This window comes from Comamonas sp. MYb69 (genome assembly GCF_037479315.1).
Classification (GTDB): domain Bacteria; phylum Pseudomonadota; class Gammaproteobacteria; order Burkholderiales; family Burkholderiaceae_C; genus Comamonas.
Genome location: NZ_JBBGZG010000002.1, coordinates 436,750 through 452,217, shown reverse-complemented (window position 1 = coordinate 452,217; position 15,468 = coordinate 436,750). Strand labels below are relative to the sequence as shown.

Here is a 15,468-nt window from a genome sequence, read left to right as displayed (position 1 = left end):
GGATCCACCAGTGATCTATCGAAATTCCTAATCCAAGAAATCTAACCGAGTGGCTGCACAATGGCTGGGCGGCGGGGCAAAAATTTGTAAGAAGTATCGCCCAGCCCACAATTCCTGACCAAGCACGCCGCCTCCCACCTTCTCTCCTAGACGTTTTTCAGATTCCATGCATGCATTACTAGAGGCCATCGCCACCATGCCCGCAAGCCAGCAGGCGCAACGCCTCTTCCACGGCCGGGGCGGCCTGTTTCCCGGTTGCGAACACCTGTCGCTGGACCTGTACCCACCGGCGGTGGTGCTGACCAGCTTTGCGCCGCTGGCCGACGAGGCGCTGCAAAGCGTGGGCGATGCGCTGCAGCAGCGCTGGCAGCAGCTCTACACGGGCGAGGCGCTGACCTGGGTCTACCAATGCCGGGCGCTGGGCGCGGCCGAGACCCGCCTGGTCCAGGGCAGCCTGCCCGAGCCCCATACGGTGCAGGAAGACGATGCCCGCTACCTGGTGCATGTGCTGCGCGGGCAAAACCATGGTCTGTTTCTGGACATGGCCGAGGGCCGGCGCTGGGTGCGCCAGTTCATCGCGCGCCAGCCCGATCCCGAGCGCTGCACCGTGCTCAACCTGTTTGCCTATACCTGCGCCTTTTCGGTGGCGGCGCTGCAGGCGGGTGCCGGCCAGGTGGTCAATATCGACATGAGCAAGGCGGCCTTGGCCAGCGGCCAGCAGAACCACCGCCTCAACCAGCTCGCAGGTGGCCAGTTCTGGGGCCATGACATTTTCAGCAGCTGGGGCAAGATCACCCGCACCGGGCCTTACCAGCTGGTGATCATGGACCCGCCCAGCTACCAAAAGGGCAGCTTTGTCGCCACCAAGGATTACGCGCGCCTGATCAAGCGCCTGCCCGATCTGCTGGCGCCCGGCGGCTTTGCGCTGCTCTGCCTCAACGCCCCCGAGCTGCCGCTGGCCTTCTTGCAAGACCAGATGGCCGCGCTGGCGCCGGAGCTGGAGTTCATCGAGCAGGTGGCCAACCCGGCGATCTTTGCCGATGTCTCGCCCGACCGGGCGCTCAAGGTGCTGGCCTACCGCATGCCCAGCTGAGGCTGGGCCGCTGGTTCAGCGGTTTAGAGCCGGTAACACGATCCAGCAAACCGAAGGTTTGCGGTTGAGACTAGGCGCCCCCGACTAGGCGTCCTGCCGCAGGCAGTACTGTAGTACGACAAGGCAGGGCAACGACGTATCAAGGGTTGTGTTAACGGCTCTTAGTCGATGACGACCAGCTTGCCGCGCATCGGCTCGGCATGGGTGGGGAAGGAGCAGAAATAGGTGTAGTCCTCGCCCTGGCGCAGGCGCTCGACCGGGAAGCTCACGGAGGCATGCTCGCCGCCCGACAGCATCTGCGTGGCAGCCAGTACGCGGGCATCGCCCCGGCTGAGCCAGGCGCGCTCGGGGCCTGAGCGCTGGCCTTCGCGGATCACCGCCTCGGTGTCCTGGCTGCGCGTCAGCACCCAGTTGTGGCCCGCTTCCTGCCAGGGCTTTTTGCCGGTGTGCAGCAGGTGCACGGTGAACTGCGCGCAGCGCTTGCTCACGCGCAGCTCGGTCAGGTCAAACTTTTTGCCCGGCTGGCCTTGTACATGGGCCTCACAGACCGGGGCCGGCGCCGTGGCGGGCGTGGCGGGCTGTGCGAAGGCAGCGCTGCTGGCGCCCAGGATGGCGGCGCAAAGGGCAAGATGGTGCAAGGAAAATGTCATGGTGGATCGCTTGGGTGGTTGAGAAAGAAGAAGCAGGCGGTGGATCCCTCTGGCCGCTCAGCGCAGCAGGCCATCCACCATCACCTGCGGAATGCCGCGCGAGCAGGGCTCGACACGGGCCCGCACGCCATAGACACGGGCCAGCAGCTCGGGGTTGATCGCGTCGCTGGGCAGGCCATCGGCCTGCAGCTCGCCGTTTTTCAGCACCAGCACGCGGTCGGCATGGCGCAGCGCCAGGCCCAGGTCATGCAGGACCACCAGCGTGACCATGCCGCAGCGGCGGGTCTGCTCGCCCACCAGTTCCATCACATGGAACTGGTGGTTCAAATCCAGCGCCGACAGCGGCTCATCGAGCATCAGCACCTGGGGCTGGCGGATCAGCGCCTGCGCCAGACCGGCCAGTTGCGCCTGCCCGCCCGATAGCTCATCGAGGTGGCGCATGGCCAGGTGGTCAATGCCCAGCAGTTGCAGCAGCGCCGCGCACTGCAGCACCGCATCCTGGGCCGGCTCCGCACCCGCCTGCAGGCTGTGGGGCGAGGCCTTGCGCGCGGCCATCAGCGATTCGATCACGCGCAAATGCACGGCCGCCGGCAAGGCCTGGGGCTGGTAGACCACGCGCCGGGCGCGCTCGGCCAGGCTGGCCTGGTCCAGCGCTTCACCGTGCAGGCGCACCTGGCCGCTGGCACGGGTCAGGCCCGCCAGCGCCCGCAACAAGGTCGATTTGCCGCTGCCATTGGGGCCCAGCACCACGGTGACCTGGCCCGGCTGCAGATCGGCCAGCGACAAGGAGGGGATGACCACGCGCCGGCCATAGGCCACCTGCAGTCCGCTGATCTGCAAACCGCCCGCGCTCATGCCCGTCCCCGGGTGCGCAGCACAATGGCCAAAAAGAAGGGAATGCCCACCAGCGAGGTGACAATGCCCACCGGCACGATGACGCCCGGCACCAGCGCCTTGGAAGCGACGGAGGCCAGCGACAGCACCAGCGCGCCGGTCAAGGCCGAGGCCGGCAGGTAAAAGCGGTGGTCATCGCCCACGAGCCGGCGCGCAATATGGGGCGCGACCAGGCCAATAAAGCCGATGCTGCCGACAAAGGCCACCGACAGGGCGGCCAGCAGGCTGATGCGCAGCAGCGCACCCAGGCGCAGGCGCCGCACATCCACGCCAAAGCTGGCCGCGCGGTCTTCCCCCAGGCGCAGCGCGGTCAGCCGCCAGGCATTGCGCATCGACAGCGGCAGCACGACCACCAGGGCCAAGGCCAGCGCACCCAGCTTGGGCCAAGTCGCGCGCGAGAGGCTGCCCATGGTCCAGAACACCAGGCCCTGCAAGGCCTCGGCCGTGGCCACAAACTGCAGCAAGGACACCAGCGCATTGAAGCTGAACACCAGCGCAATGCCAAACAGCACCACGCCGGTGGCGCTCATGCCGCCCCAGCGGGCCACCAGATCGAGCAGCAAGGCCGAGGCCATTGCAAACACAAAGGCATTGGCCGGCACCGCCCAGGATGCGGGCACGCCCGGCAGGCTCCAGTCCAGCACAATCGCCAGCGCTGCGCCAAAGGCAGCGGCCGACGACAGCCCCAAGGTAAAAGGGCTGGCCAGCGGATTGGCCAGCACGGTCTGCATCTCGGCACCCGCCAGGCCCAGCGCCAGGCCGACGGCGACTGCCATCAAGGCGTAGGGCAGGCGAATGTCCCAGACAATCACGCGCAGCGCTGGCGGCGCGGCATCGGGCGTGTACAAGGTCCGCAGCAGCTGCGGCAGCGCCAGGCCCGAGGGGCCGGTGGTGAAGTCAAACAGCAAGGCCGCGACAATCGCGCCGGCCAGCAGCGCCAGCACCAAAAGGCGCCAGCCCGTCAAGCGGCGGTAGGCCTGGGCGCGCTGGCCGGCCTGGGCCGCATCGACACCAGGGCTGGCAGCGCCTGCCAGCCCTGCCGCGCCTGTGGCCAGCGGCGGCACAGCCACGCTCATGGCTTGGCCTTCAGCGGGGCGATATCCCCCCAGTACGCGCCTTGCATCGGCAGCGCCGGCAAGAAGCGCTGGTTGATCTCGGCCATCGTCGCCTGCGGGTCCACATCGGCAAAGCGCTCGGGGTAGAACCACTTGGCCATGGCCTCGATCGCCAGGATATTGGTGGGCGCATCGTAGAAGTTGTGCCACAGGCCATGGGCGCGGCCCGCGCGCACGGCGCTCAGCATCTCAAAGCCGGGGCGCTGGGTCAGCTCGCGCAGGCTGCTGCCCAGTTGCGCGGCACTCACCCCTTCACCCGCCCGCACCATGGGGCGGCTGCCCTGGGGCCGGCTGCCAGTGGCGATGTAAACGGCCGGGTCCTGCGCGATCAGCGCCTCCTGGTTCAGATCGCCAATCGCGCCGGGGATCTTGCCTGCCGCGATGTTGATGCCGCCAGCGGCGTCAATGAACTCGCCCACATTGCCCTTGCCGGCAGTGTGGCAGCAGCCATCCCAGACACCGGCCAGCAGCTCGGCAAACACCAGCGGGCGCTGCTGCGCCGGGATGTCCTTGACGCGGGATTGCACGCGCTGCAAATGCGTCTCGTAGAAATCGGCATAGGCATTGGCCTGCGCCTCGCGCTGCACCGCCCGGCCCAGAATGCGGATGCTCTTGGCGGTATTGCGCACCGGCTGGGCGCGGAAGTCGATGAACACCACCGGCACGCCGGCTTTCTCCAGCGCCTGCACCAGGCTGCTTTGGCGGCCCGGGCCATGGCCACCCAGGCCAAAAATGGCGATATCGGGCTGGGTCGAGACCGATTTTTCATAGCTGACGCTGTCCTCCGACGTGCGCCCGATCAGCGGAATCTGCGTGATCTGCGCAAAACGCTGCTGGTAGGCCGCCCAGCCATTGGGGTCGGCAAAGGCCAGCTCGCCTTGCCAGCCCACAATGCGCTTCAAGGGCTCAGCGCCCTCCATCAGCGCCAGCGCATACAGAAAGCGGCCCTCGCCCAGCAGAATATGGTCCACCTTGGCGGGGATCTGCACGGTGCGGCCAACGATATCCACCACCGTCGTGCCCTGCACGGCTGCGGCCTCTGCTGCAGGCTGCGCTGGGGCAGCCAGCGCCAGGCTGGTGGCCAGGCCCAAGCCCAGCGCCAATCCCAGCGCGCGCAGGCGCATGCCCGCTTGCGCAGCAGTACAAAAACGGGGCGGAATCCGGGCAGCGGATGCACCTGCACCTGGCAGTGCCGGGGAGAGCTTCAATGCGGTCATGGTCACAACAAACTAGAATGAAAATCGTTCTTATTGATCAGTGAGCCGCCACTCTAATCAGCGCGGCAGCTGCCCAGCTGCCACCGCCCGCCTGATTTGCAATGCCATGTTGTCGCCCCGCCCTCCAACACAATCCATTACTTATCCGGAGAAAACCGTGACGCCCCCGCCCCCCGCCAGCCTGCCCGGCAAGGCCCGCATCCTGGTGGTCGATGACGACCCCGAGATCCGCGAGCTGCTCTGCGACTACCTGCGCGCCCAGGGCATGCAGGCGGCTGCCGTGGCCGATGGCCAGGGCATGTGGGACTGGCTGGCCCGCCACAGCGCTGACCTGGTGGTGCTGGACCTGATGCTGCCCGGCGTCGATGGCCTGGCGCTGTGCCGCAGCCTGCGCGAGCGCACCCCCATCGCCGTGGTGATGCTGACGGCGCGTGGCGCGCTGATGGACCGCATCCTGGCGCTGGAGATGGGCGCCGACGACTACCTGCCCAAGCCCTTTGACCCGCGCGAGCTGCTGGCCCGCATCACTGGCGTGCTGCGGCGCACGCGCCAGGTGCCCGCATCGATGCACGAGCCCGAGCACCTGGCCACCCTGCGCTTTGCCGGCTGGACCTTGAACATGCAAAGCCGCAGCCTGCATGACCCCGATGGCCTGCTGATCAGCCTGGCCCAGTCGGACTACCGCGTGCTCTGCGCGCTGGCGCAGAACCCGCAGCGCACCCTGAGCCGCGACTACCTGGCCGAGTACACCTTTGGCCGCGAGCGCCAGGCGCTGGACCGCGCCGTCGATGTCTGCATCAGCCGCCTGCGCCAGCACCTGGAGCCCCAGCCGCGCCAGGCCCAGCTGCTGCGCACCGTGCGCAATGCCGGCTATGTGCTCGCCTGCGAGGTCGAGACGCTGGCGTGAACACCGCCGCTGCCACCCCAGGCCAGGGCCGCTGGCGTCCCAACGGGCTATCGTGGCTGGCGCGGCTGTGGCCGCAGACCCTGTCCGGCCGCATCGCCGCCATCCTGGTCATCGGCATGCTGGCCGCCCAGGCGATGACCGGCACTATCTGGTGGGAGATGCGCCGCAGCCAACTGCTGGAAGTGCCCCTGCGCCTGGTGGCGGCACGCGCTGCCGATACGCTGGCCTTGCTGCAGGCCAGCCCGCCGGAGCAGCGTGCCGCGCTGGTTGCGCAGTGGCAGGGCAGCCGCTACCAGCTGCAGCTGGTAGACGGCGCAGGCGCCACCACCGCGCCCTCGCCCTACCCCGAAGCCCAAGCCCTGGTGGCCCAGGTCATCAGCGAGCGCCTGGGCCAGCCCGTGCCCTTGCAGTTGCAGCAGCTCGCGCTACTGGGCGAGCGCCACGCAGACGGCCGCCGCCACCCGGTGCTGCTGGCCGACCAGCCCGAAGCCCATCTGCGCCTGCTGCTGCAAATGCAGGATGGCCAGTGGCTGCAGATCGACGCGCAGGAAGGCGAAATCGGCCAGCCGGTGCAGCCGCTGCAGGCGCTGGCCGACTATGTGCTGCGCGTCTACCTGCTGCGCAGCCTGGTGATTGTGGCCGTCGCCCTCATTGCGGTGCGCTTGGCCATGCGCCCCCTGCAGCGCCTGGCTGCCGCCGCCGAGGCACTGGGCCGCAACCTGCACAGCCCGCCGATGGATGCGCGGGGCCCGCGCGAAGTGCAGCAGGCGGCCCAGGCCTTCAACGCGATGCAGCAAAAGATCAACGAAGGTCTGGCCGAGCGCACGCGCTTTTTGGCCGCTGTATCGCATGACCTGCGCTCGCCCATCACCCGGCTGCGCCTGCGCGCCGAAATGCTCGAACCCGACGCCCTGCGCGCCAAGTTCCGCAAGGACCTCGAAGAGATGGAGCACATGGTCGCCTCCACCCTGGACATGCTCACCGGCGCCCATGCCAGCGGCCCGCGCCAGACCATGGACATCCATGCTTTGGTCCATGGCGTGGCCCAGGACATGCACGAGTCCAGCGGCCTGCCGGTCCCCGTCAGCGGCCGGGCGCTGCAGCCCTACACCGGCTACGCCCAAAGCCTGCGCCGGGGCCTGCAGAACCTGGTGGAGAACGCGCTGCGCTATGCCGGCGATGCGCAGTTGCACATCGACGACGATGGCCAGCAGCTGCGCATCCACGTGCGCGACCATGGCCCCGGCATCCCCGCCGCACAGCGCGAAAGGGTGCTGGAGCCCTATTACCGCATGGAGCCCTCCCGCAATGCCGCATCCGGCGGCGTGGGGCTGGGGCTATCGATTGCGCAGACGGTGGCGCAGGCCCATGGGGGCGAGCTGTTGCTGCGCGAGGCGGATGGGGGCGGGTTGGAGGCGGTGCTGGTGCTGCCTCGGGGGGCTGCTGCAGAAAGCACCGCTAGCGCACCGCACTAGGCGGGCGAGCTGGCTTATTTGCCAATACAAAAGCTCGAAAAAATCACCCCCAGCAAATCATCCGATGTGAACTCGCCGGTGATCGCATTGAGTGATTGCTGCGCCAGGCGCAGCTCTTCGGCCAGCAGGTCGAGCGCGGGGCTGTCCACATGCAGCTGGGCATGGGCGATATCGAGGTGCTCTTCGACCTGCTGCAGCGCCTGCACATGGCGGGCGCGGGCGATGTAGGTGCCTTCGGCGGCTGGCTGCCAGCCGGCCATGGCCAGCAGTTGCTGGCGCAGGGTGTCGAGGCCCACGCCGGTTTTGGCTGACAGCACCAGCGGGGCCTGCTCGCCCGCAGCGGCAGCAGCCGGGGTGCTGAACTGGGCGGCGGCCTCGGCGCTTTGGCGGTGCGCCTCGTCGGGGGTCAGCGCATCGGCCTTGTTCCAGACCTGCAGCACGGGCACATTGGCAGGCAGCTGCTGCTGCAAGGTGGCGGCAATCTCGCGGTCGGCCTGGGCATAGTCGGCCTGGGCCATGCGGGTCAGGTCGTGCAAGAAGAGTACGGCGTCGGCGGCGGCGATTTCTTCCCAGGCGCGGGCAATGCCGATGCGCTCGACCTCGTCGCTGCTCTCGCGCAGGCCGGCGGTGTCGATCACATGCAGGGGCACGCCTTCGATCTGGATGGTTTGCGTGACCTTGTCGCGCGTGGTGCCGGCAATGGGGGTGACGATGGCCAGCTCGGCGCCAGCGAGCGCATTGAGCAAGGAGCTTTTGCCGGCATTGGGCTGGCCGGCGATCACCACCTTGATGCCCTCGCGCAGCAAGGCGCCCTGGCGGGTGCGCTGCATGACGGCCTGCACGGTGGCGCGCAGCTGGTCCAGCTGGCCATAGGCATCGGCTTTTTGCAGAAAGTCGATTTCCTCCTCGGGGAAATCCAGGGTGGCCTCAACCAGCATGCGCAGGTGCACCAGCGCATCGCGCAGGCGGTGCACCTCTTGCGAGAAGGCGCCGGTCAGCGAGCGGCTGGCGCTGCGCGCGGCCGCCTCGGTGCTGGCGTCGATCAAATCGGCAATCGCCTCAGCCTGGGCCAGGTCGATCTTGTCGTTCAGAAACGCGCGCTCGGTGAACTCCCCCGGCTCGGCCAGGCGCAGGCCGGGCAGCAGCGGCCGGCCACTATCAGCCTCCGCTTGCGCGGCTTCCAGGCAGCGGGCCAGCAGCAGCTGCAGCACCACCGGGCCGCCGTGGGCCTGCAGCTCCAGCACATCCTCACCGGTGTAGCTGTGCGGCGCGGGAAAGTACAGCGCCAGCCCCTGGTCAATGGCCTGCCCGTCTGCTGCTTTAAAGGGCAGGTAGGTGGCTTCGCGCGGCTTCAAAGCCTTGCCGCAGAGGCGCTCGACCAGCGGCGCAATCGCCTTGCCCGATACGCGCACAATGCCCACCGCTCCGCGCCCGGGGGCAGTGGCAATGGCAACAATCGGATCGTGGTGGCGTGCAAGCATGGGCAGGTCTTTGGCGCGAGTGGAGCAAGCCCCACATTATCGGGCGACCAGGCCGGCGGCATGCCCGCCAGGCTATTGGCCTGGTTCACCGCACTTCGCACCGCCCCATGAAAAAAGCCTGCTGGCGCAGGCTTTGGGGTGGTTGGAGTGTGCAGCGAGACGCTTACTTGACCGTGGTCCAGGCGGGGATGGGGCGCGCATCGGCGCGGTAGACGGTCTCGATACCCTTGCGCATCGCCCAGGGGAAGATCTGGTGGTGCACGGGGATTGTGTAGAAGTTGTCCTTGGTCATCTTCAAGGCGTCGTTGATCAAGGCATCGCGCTTGGCCGTGTCGGTCTCGGTCTTCATCGCGTCGATCTTGGCGTCCAGCTCCTTGTCGGCAATGCGGCCGCCGTTGTAGACGCCGCCGCCCGCTGCGCCCTTGCTGTGGATCAGCGCGTCGAGCGAGTAGAGCGCATCAAAGGTCGCCACACCCCAGCCGAACAGGTAGGCGTTCGGGTCGGAGTTCATCACGCGGGTCACGAACTGCGCCATCGGCGTCGCCTGCAGGCTGGTCTTGATGCCGATGCGGGTCCACATCGCGGTGACGGCCTGGCAGATCGCCTCGTCGTTCACATAGCGGTCGTTCGGGCATTCGAGCTTGAGGTTGAAGCCATTGGGGTAACCCGCTTCGGCCAGCAGCTTCTTGGCGCCTTCGACGTCGTACTTGGCGGCACGCTCTTCGAGCTCCTTGCTCCAGCCGTGCACCATCGGTGCCACCATCGTGCCGGCGGTGATCGACATGCCGCGCATCGTGCGCTTGTGCAGGCCGTCGGTGTCGATGGCCATGTACATGGCCTTGCGCACGCGCACATCCTTCATCGGGTTCTTGCCCGGGGTGCCAGCGCCTGGCAGCTCGTCGCGGAAGATGTCCAGACCCAGGTAGATGGTGCGGTTCTCGGTGCCCTCGAGCAGCTTCAACTCGGCGGTCTTCTTGATGCGGTCCTGGTCTTGCGGCGGCGGGTCGACCATGAAGTCGACCTGGTTGGAGATCAGTGCCGCGGTGCGGGTGGCGGCCGACTTGATGGGGGTGAAGACGATCTCGTCGACGTTGCCGGTGGGCTTGTCCCACCAGGCGGCGTTCTTCTTCAGGGTCAGCTTGACATCGGGCTGCCAGCTGACGGCGACAAAGGAGCCGGTGCCATTGGTATTGCGGCTGGAGTAGCTTTCTTCCTTGCCGGCGTAGTCCTGGGTCTTGACGGCGTTGTTCTTCTCGGCCCAGGCCTTGTTCATGATGCGCGCCTCGGTCAGCTCGCGCAGCAGGATGGGGTTGGGGCCCTTGAGGATCAGATCGACGGTGAAGTCATCGACCTTCTTGACTTCCTTGATGCTCTGGGTGGCGCTCATCATGTTCGATGGCGGGGTCATGATGCGGGTCAGCGAGAACACCACGTCATCGGCAGTGAAGGCTGCGCCGTCGTGGAATTTAACGCCCTTGCGCAGCTCAAAGCGCCACTGGGTGGGGCTCACCTCGGTCCACTTGGTGGCCAGTGCGGGCTCCAGCTGGAAATCCTTGCCATAGCGCACCAGCGGCTCATAGACCTGCTGCAGGAAAGCATGGGTGGTCTGGTGGTTCTGTGCGTGGGGGTCCAGGGTCAGGATGTCGTTGGCACCTGCCCAGCGCAAGGTGGCCGCCTGGGCCGCGCCTGCACAGACCAACACTGCCAGCGCCAGCGCGCTAGGTCGAAAAACCGATACTTTCGCCATACCTGAACCCCTATTTTGTTGAACACATTTTCAAACAACTCATGCTAACGAAAAAACGGTCGCTAATGCGACCGTTTGGGAGGTGTATCCGGGAATGCCCGCCTAGGCAATCCCTGCATTGACAAATGCTGGCTACTTGAACTTCGGCAGATTGAACTGCGGTGGCACACCCATGCGGGTATTGATGATCCACTGCTGGGCAATCGACAGCAAGTTGTTGGTCAGCCAGTACAGCACCAGACCGGCCGGGAAGAAGAAGAACATCACGCTGAACATCAGCGGCATGATCCACATCATCTTGGCTTGCATCGGATCGGGTGGTGCGGGGTTCAGCGCCGTCTGCAGCAGCGACGACAGGGTCATCAGCACAGGCAGGATGAAGAACGGATCGGGCACCGACAGGTCATGGATCCAGCCGATCCAGGGCGCGTTGCGGATTTCCACCGACGACAGCAGCACCCAGTACAGCGCGATGAACACGGGGATCTGGATCACGATCGGGAAGCAACCGCCCATGGGGTTGACCTTCTCTTCGCGGTAGATGCGCATCATCTCCTGCTGCATCTGCTGGGGCTTGTCCTTGAGGCGCTCACGCATCTCCATGATGCGGGGGTTGATCGCCTTCATCTTGGCCATCGATGCGTAGGCCTTGGCATTGAGCCAGTAGAACGCGATCTTCAGCAGCATCACCAGGGCCACAATCGACCAGCCCCAGTTGCCGATGAAGCCGTGCAGCTTGTCGAGCAGCCAGTACAGCGGCTTGGCCAGAATCGTCACCCAGCCGTAGTCCTTGACCAGTTCCAGGCCAGGGGCGATGGCTTCCAGCGTCTTTTCGATCTGTGGGCCCACGAACAGGCGCGCATCGATGGCCTTGCTCTGGCCGGGAGCGATCTCGCCCAGGTGGGTGATTTCGCCAACCGAGTACAGGTTGGTGCCGGCCTTGCGCACATAGATGTCGCGCTGCGTGCCCTGGGGCAGCAGCCAGGCGCTGGCAAAGTAGTGCTGCACCATGGCCACATAGCCGTTGTCCGCTGCCTTGTCCACGCTGTCGGTCTTGCCGTTTTCGATGTCCTTGAAGTCGACCTTGTGGTACTTCTTGGCTTCGGTGTAGACGGCCGGGCCGGTAAAGGTCGAGTAGAACGAGGATTCGCCAGCGGGCTTGTTGCCATCACGCGTCAGCTGCAGGTACAGCTGGGGGTTGACTGCGGCCGAGCCGGTGTTCACCACCTCTTGCTTCAGGCCAATGGCGTAGTCGCCGCGCTTGAGGGTCCAGGTCTTGACCAGCTTGACGCCGCCCAGATCCGGCGACTCGAACACCACGTTCAGCTCGTTCTGGCCCTCGGCCAGCTCGCGCGGACCGGGCTTGAGGGTCATCGCCGTCTTGTGGGTCGGGAAGTTGCCACCGATCAGACCGGTCTGGGCCACGTAGACGCGGTTGGCGCTCTCGTCGAGCAGCTTCACAGGCTTGGTCTTGTCGTCCTGGTCGGCGTACTTGAGCAGCTCGGCACCCACCAAGGATGCGCCTTCGCTGTCGAAGGTCAGGCGCAGCAGGTCGGAGGCCACGGTCAGCTTCTCGCGTGCCGCAGCAGGGGCTGCCGCATCTGCAGCAGCCGTGCCGGGCACGTTGCTGGCGTTCGCAGCAGCCGCAGGGCTGGCGGCGCTGGCAGCGGGCAGACCGTTGTCGGTGCTGACTGCATCTGCAGGCGCCTGGGCCGTCACCTCAGGTGTGGGGAAGAATGTGGGTTTGCGACCATTGTGGATTTGCCACTTGTCCCAGAGCAGGACCAGGGAGAAACCAAATATCACCCACAAGATGGTGCGGCGAATATCGTTCATGAAGACTTCTCAGAGGGGGAAGAGGATGAATCGGCGGGAGTCACCAGACGACTGAACCAGCGCGGATGCGCGGGGACCGGGTCATGGCCGCCCTCGCACCAGGGATGGCAGCGCACCAGGCGGCGCACCGTCAAATAGCTGCCCATGGCAGCACCGTGCTGTTCCAGCGCCTGCAATGAATAGGCAGAGCACGTGGGCTCGAACCGGCAGGCAGAACCTAGCCAAGGGCTCAGCAGCAGCCTGTAGCCGCGCACCAAACCCATGAGCAAGCGTTGCATCATACGCTAAGCGCCTTGGCGCCTTCGCCGCGCTCGGCTTTGGCCGGCTGGCTGTTCTTGTGCGCCCGGGCAAACAGCTGCATCAGCTCGGCCCGCACCGCCTGCTTGAGCAGGTCGGAGCTGGGGCTGATGAACTGCTTGCGGTCGAACGTGCTGCGCAGGCGCACCACATGGGCGGCGGCAGGCAGCTGCGCCTCATGCAAGGCGGCGACGGCATAGATCTGCCGCTTGATGGCGTTGCGGGTGACCGCGCGGCGCGCCCAGCGCTTGGGCACCATGGCACCCAGCCAGGCCGCCTCCAACGCAAAAAGAGCCTGTGCCCCAACCTTTGCAGGTGGGTCACCAGGCCCTGATGGGGCAGCGGCGCTGCCCGAGGCGTCGGCAGACAACACCAGCCTGTGCAGCGCAAAGTGCGCTGTACGGGCGATGGTGCCGCCTGCCATGGCGGCTTGGAATTGAGGGCGAGTCTTAAGGCGATGCATAAGTGTCACCCACTGGTGCACTACCTGGCACCCGGAAGGTGCCCGTCACCCTGTCAGCCTTACAGGCCCAGACGCTTGCGGCCCTTGGCGCGGCGTGCGTTGATAACAGCGCGGCCACCCTTGGTCTTCATGCGGACGAGGAAACCGTGGGTACGGGCGCGGCGAACTTTGGAAGGTTGGTAAGTACGTTTCATGATGCAATTCCTAGAGAGGCTTGGTTCCGGTTTGTTGGCCGCTTGCATCCATAAATGAACACAAAAGCAACCAAGCTCAAGCCCTGCTCAAGCGCAACACCGGTGAAATAGTGCGGACCACCCCCATGGCAAGGGCACAAGGCCTGCTGCCAGCGCGGACGGACACGCGCGTAAAATTCGCCCTGACATGCAGGGAAACCGCAAATTATCGCAGTGTTTACTGTCCTTGGCAATTACTTGGCTTTGTCCTCGGTTTTTTCTGTAATATGCGCAGACTTTTGCCAAGTCTGCGGCCAGCCCATCGAGGAAACCCGAGCATGGGGTTTGTGCAGACCAGTCCGTTGTGTGGATAACTTTTGCACAAGCTACAATAGGCAGCCGATCAACCTTCCCCCTTATCCACAACAACAATAGCGTGGGGGATGAATCTTTCCGTGGGATAACAATGGATGAAGCCAGCCTGGGCCAAGGTTTGTGGCGTGCAGTTGTAGAGCAACTCGCCCAAGAAATGCCCGAGCAACAGTTCAACACCTGGATCAAGCCGCTGACCGCTGTCGTGTCGGACGACTTGTCCAAGGTCACGCTCTATGTGGCCAACCGTTTCAAGCTTGACTGGATTCGCGCCCAATACACCGGCCGCCTGGCCGCCATGCTGGAGGAAACCTACGGACAACCCGTGGCCATCGAGTTGGCCATTGCCCAGCGCGATGCCGCTGTGCGCACCGTCGTGCGCCCGCCGGTGCGCAGCGGGGGGGCGCTGGCCGCATCTGCCCAGGGCAGCGGTACCTCGTCGGGCATGGGCCTGGGGCCGTCCTACGGGCCAGCGAGCCGCAACCCCGGCCAGGCTGCCGCCAACGCGGCCGAGCAGTACCGCAACAGCATCCAGATCAGCGACGCCAGCCCCGCGCCCCATGCGGCTCAGGCCAGCAGCGCCGAGGGCGATACCGGCAATGCCAGCGGCAACTTCCGCAACCGCCTGAACCCGGTGCTCACATTTGACACGCTGGTCGAAGGTACCGCCAACCGCATGGCGCGCTCGGCGGCCATGCATGTGGCGGCCTCGCCCGGACATCTGTACAACCCCTTGTTCATCTACGGCGGCGTCGGTCTGGGTAAGACCCACCTGGTGCATGCCGTGGGCAACAAGCTGCTGGCCGACAACCCGGACGCCAAAGTTCTCTACATCCATGCCGAGCAGTTCGTCTCGGATGTGGTCAAGTCCTACCAGCGCCGCACCTTTGACGAGTTCAAGGAGCGCTACCACTCGCTCGATCTGCTGCTGATCGACGATGTGCAGTTTTTCGCCAACAAGGACCGCACGCAGGAAGAGTTCTTCAACGCCTTTGAAGCGTTGCTGGCCAAGAAGAGCCACATCGTGATGACCTCCGACACCTATCCCAAGGGTCTGGCCAATATCCACGAGCGCCTGGTCTCGCGCTTTGACTCGGGCCTGACGGTGGCCATCGAGCCGCCCGAGCTGGAGATGCGCGTCGCGATTCTGATCAACAAGTCGCGCGTTGAAGGCACCGAGATGCCCGAGGAAGTGGCCTTCTTCGTGGCCAAGAACGTGCGCTCCAATGTGCGCGAGCTCGAAGGCGCGCTGCGCAAGATCCTGGCCTACTCGCGCTTCAACCAGAAGGAAATCTCCATCCAGCTGGCGCGCGAGGCGCTGCGCGATCTGCTGTCGATCCAGAACCGCCAGATCAGTGTGGAGAACATCCAAAAGACCGTGGCGGACTACTACAAGATCAAGGTCGCCGACATGTACAGCAAAAAGCGCCCGGCCAGCATTGCCCGCCCGCGCCAGATTGCCATGTACCTGGCCAAGGAGCTGACCCAGAAAAGCCTGCCGGAAATCGGCGAGCTGTTTGGCGGCCGCGACCACACCACCGTGCTGCACGCGGTGCGCAAGATCGGCGGCGAGCGCCAGCAATTGACCGAGCTGAACCAGCAATTGCACGTGCTTGAGCAGACCCTCAAGGGCTAGCCGATGGAATTTTTTGATTTCGCCAATTGCCTGCCTGCCGCAGGCACAATGGCAAATGGGACAGGTGCAGAGGGGGCTCCGTGCACAACTGCCGTCCACAACAACACCGCAA

The 15,468-nt window shown here is 65.5% G+C and carries 14 protein-coding genes; 4 read left to right on the top strand and 10 right to left on the bottom strand.

The genetic code is table 11. The features are described from left to right. Positions 1-166: 166 nt before the first annotated feature. Complete coding sequence (locus tag WH303_RS04085; RefSeq protein WP_339517104.1) at positions 167-1,093, top strand: class I SAM-dependent methyltransferase; 927 nt, start codon at positions 167-169, stop codon at positions 1,091-1,093. Positions 1,094-1,254: 161 nt separating this feature from the next. Here the strand turns inward: WH303_RS04085 and azu are convergent, their stop codons facing one another. The 4 genes from azu to WH303_RS04065 are packed head-to-tail and all read right to left on the bottom strand — an operon-like array spanning position 1,255 to position 4,876. After that, positions 1,255-1,743, bottom strand: a complete 489-nt coding sequence (azu, locus tag WH303_RS04080; protein ID WP_339517103.1) for an azurin — start codon at positions 1,741-1,743, stop codon at positions 1,255-1,257. 57 nt (positions 1,744-1,800) lie between these two features. Continuing rightward, on the bottom strand, positions 1,801-2,598 hold the full coding sequence (locus tag WH303_RS04075) for an ABC transporter ATP-binding protein (protein ID WP_339517102.1): 798 nt from the start codon (positions 2,596-2,598) through the stop codon (positions 1,801-1,803). Next, the gene (locus WH303_RS04070; RefSeq protein ID WP_339517101.1) at positions 2,595-3,713 is read right to left on the bottom strand and encodes a FecCD family ABC transporter permease; all 1,119 of its coding nucleotides are present in this window, start codon (positions 3,711-3,713) and stop codon (positions 2,595-2,597) included. Before WH303_RS04070 ends, WH303_RS04075 begins: the two co-directional genes overlap by 4 nt. Further along, positions 3,710-4,876 (bottom strand): ABC transporter substrate-binding protein, encoded by a 1,167-nt coding sequence (locus tag WH303_RS04065; RefSeq protein ID WP_445228253.1) that lies wholly within the window; start codon positions 4,874-4,876, stop codon positions 3,710-3,712. Before WH303_RS04065 ends, WH303_RS04070 begins: the two co-directional genes overlap by 4 nt. Positions 4,877-5,126: 250 nt before the next feature. Between WH303_RS04065 and WH303_RS04060 the strand changes: the two genes are divergently transcribed. Next, positions 5,127-5,876, top strand: coding sequence for a response regulator (locus tag WH303_RS04060; RefSeq protein WP_339517099.1), 750 nt, complete (start codon positions 5,127-5,129; stop codon positions 5,874-5,876). Further along, positions 5,873-7,351, top strand: a complete 1,479-nt coding sequence (locus WH303_RS04055; protein ID WP_339517098.1) for an ATP-binding protein — start codon at positions 5,873-5,875, stop codon at positions 7,349-7,351. The genes WH303_RS04060 and WH303_RS04055 overlap by 4 nt, the downstream gene beginning before the upstream one ends. 14 nt (positions 7,352-7,365) lie before the next feature. On the opposite strand, the gene mnmE is transcribed toward WH303_RS04055, so the two are convergent. The 6 genes from mnmE to rpmH all read right to left on the bottom strand — a co-directional run bounded on the left by mnmE (position 7,366) and on the right by rpmH (position 13,369). Beyond that, complete coding sequence (mnmE, locus tag WH303_RS04050; RefSeq protein ID WP_339517097.1) at positions 7,366-8,832, bottom strand: tRNA uridine-5-carboxymethylaminomethyl(34) synthesis GTPase MnmE; 1,467 nt, start codon at positions 8,830-8,832, stop codon at positions 7,366-7,368. Positions 8,833-8,995: 163 nt separating this feature from the next. After that, positions 8,996-10,579, bottom strand: coding sequence for an ABC transporter substrate-binding protein (locus tag WH303_RS04045; protein ID WP_021025799.1), 1,584 nt, complete (start codon positions 10,577-10,579; stop codon positions 8,996-8,998). Between the two features lie 132 nt (positions 10,580-10,711). Beyond that, positions 10,712-12,415 carry a membrane protein insertase YidC gene (gene yidC, locus WH303_RS04040; RefSeq protein ID WP_312987925.1) on the bottom strand — a complete coding sequence of 568 codons (1,704 nt, stop codon included), beginning with the start codon at positions 12,413-12,415 and terminating at the stop codon, positions 10,712-10,714. After that, positions 12,412-12,696 carry a membrane protein insertion efficiency factor YidD gene (gene yidD / locus WH303_RS04035; protein WP_084635722.1) on the bottom strand — a complete coding sequence of 95 codons (285 nt, stop codon included), beginning with the start codon at positions 12,694-12,696 and terminating at the stop codon, positions 12,412-12,414. The genes yidC and yidD overlap by 4 nt, the downstream gene beginning before the upstream one ends. After that, complete coding sequence (locus WH303_RS04030; protein WP_339517096.1) at positions 12,693-13,175, bottom strand: ribonuclease P protein component; 483 nt, start codon at positions 13,173-13,175, stop codon at positions 12,693-12,695. The genes yidD and WH303_RS04030 overlap by 4 nt, the downstream gene beginning before the upstream one ends. Before the next feature lie 59 nt (positions 13,176-13,234). Then, positions 13,235-13,369 (bottom strand): 50S ribosomal protein L34, encoded by a 135-nt coding sequence (gene rpmH, locus WH303_RS04025; RefSeq protein ID WP_084635723.1) that lies wholly within the window; start codon positions 13,367-13,369, stop codon positions 13,235-13,237. Between the two features lie 445 nt (positions 13,370-13,814). On the opposite strand from rpmH, the gene dnaA reads away from it, so the two are divergent. Further along, positions 13,815-15,356: a chromosomal replication initiator protein DnaA gene (gene dnaA / locus WH303_RS04020; RefSeq protein WP_339517095.1), complete on the top strand. Its 1,542-nt coding sequence runs from the start codon at positions 13,815-13,817 to the stop codon at positions 15,354-15,356. Positions 15,357-15,468 lie beyond the last annotated feature (112 nt).

What these genes read in the sequence shown, in the direction of transcription:
- WH303_RS04070 (WP_339517101.1), bottom strand. Translation starts at nt 3,713, where the DNA reads ATGAGCGTGGCTGTGCCGCCGCTGGCCACAGGCGCGGCAGGGCTGGCA.
- WH303_RS04065 (WP_445228253.1), bottom strand. Translation starts at nt 4,876, where the DNA reads ATGCGCCTGCGCGCGCTGGGATTGGCGCTGGGCTTGGGCCTGGCCACC.
- azu (WP_339517103.1), bottom strand. Translation starts at nt 1,743, where the DNA reads ATGACATTTTCCTTGCACCATCTTGCCCTTTGCGCCGCCATCCTGGGC.
- yidD (WP_084635722.1), bottom strand. Translation starts at nt 12,696, where the DNA reads ATGATGCAACGCTTGCTCATGGGTTTGGTGCGCGGCTACAGGCTGCTG.
- rpmH (WP_084635723.1), bottom strand. Translation starts at nt 13,369, where the DNA reads ATGAAACGTACTTACCAACCTTCCAAAGTTCGCCGCGCCCGTACCCAC.
- WH303_RS04075 (WP_339517102.1), bottom strand. Translation starts at nt 2,598, where the DNA reads ATGAGCGCGGGCGGTTTGCAGATCAGCGGACTGCAGGTGGCCTATGGC.
- mnmE (WP_339517097.1), bottom strand. Translation starts at nt 8,832, where the DNA reads ATGCTTGCACGCCACCACGATCCGATTGTTGCCATTGCCACTGCCCCC.
- dnaA (WP_339517095.1), top strand. Translation starts at nt 13,815, where the DNA reads ATGGATGAAGCCAGCCTGGGCCAAGGTTTGTGGCGTGCAGTTGTAGAG.
- WH303_RS04030 (WP_339517096.1), bottom strand. Translation starts at nt 13,175, where the DNA reads ATGCATCGCCTTAAGACTCGCCCTCAATTCCAAGCCGCCATGGCAGGC.
- yidC (WP_312987925.1), bottom strand. Translation starts at nt 12,415, where the DNA reads ATGAACGATATTCGCCGCACCATCTTGTGGGTGATATTTGGTTTCTCC.
- WH303_RS04085 (WP_339517104.1), top strand. Translation starts at nt 167, where the DNA reads ATGCATGCATTACTAGAGGCCATCGCCACCATGCCCGCAAGCCAGCAG.
- WH303_RS04045 (WP_021025799.1), bottom strand. Translation starts at nt 10,579, where the DNA reads ATGGCGAAAGTATCGGTTTTTCGACCTAGCGCGCTGGCGCTGGCAGTG.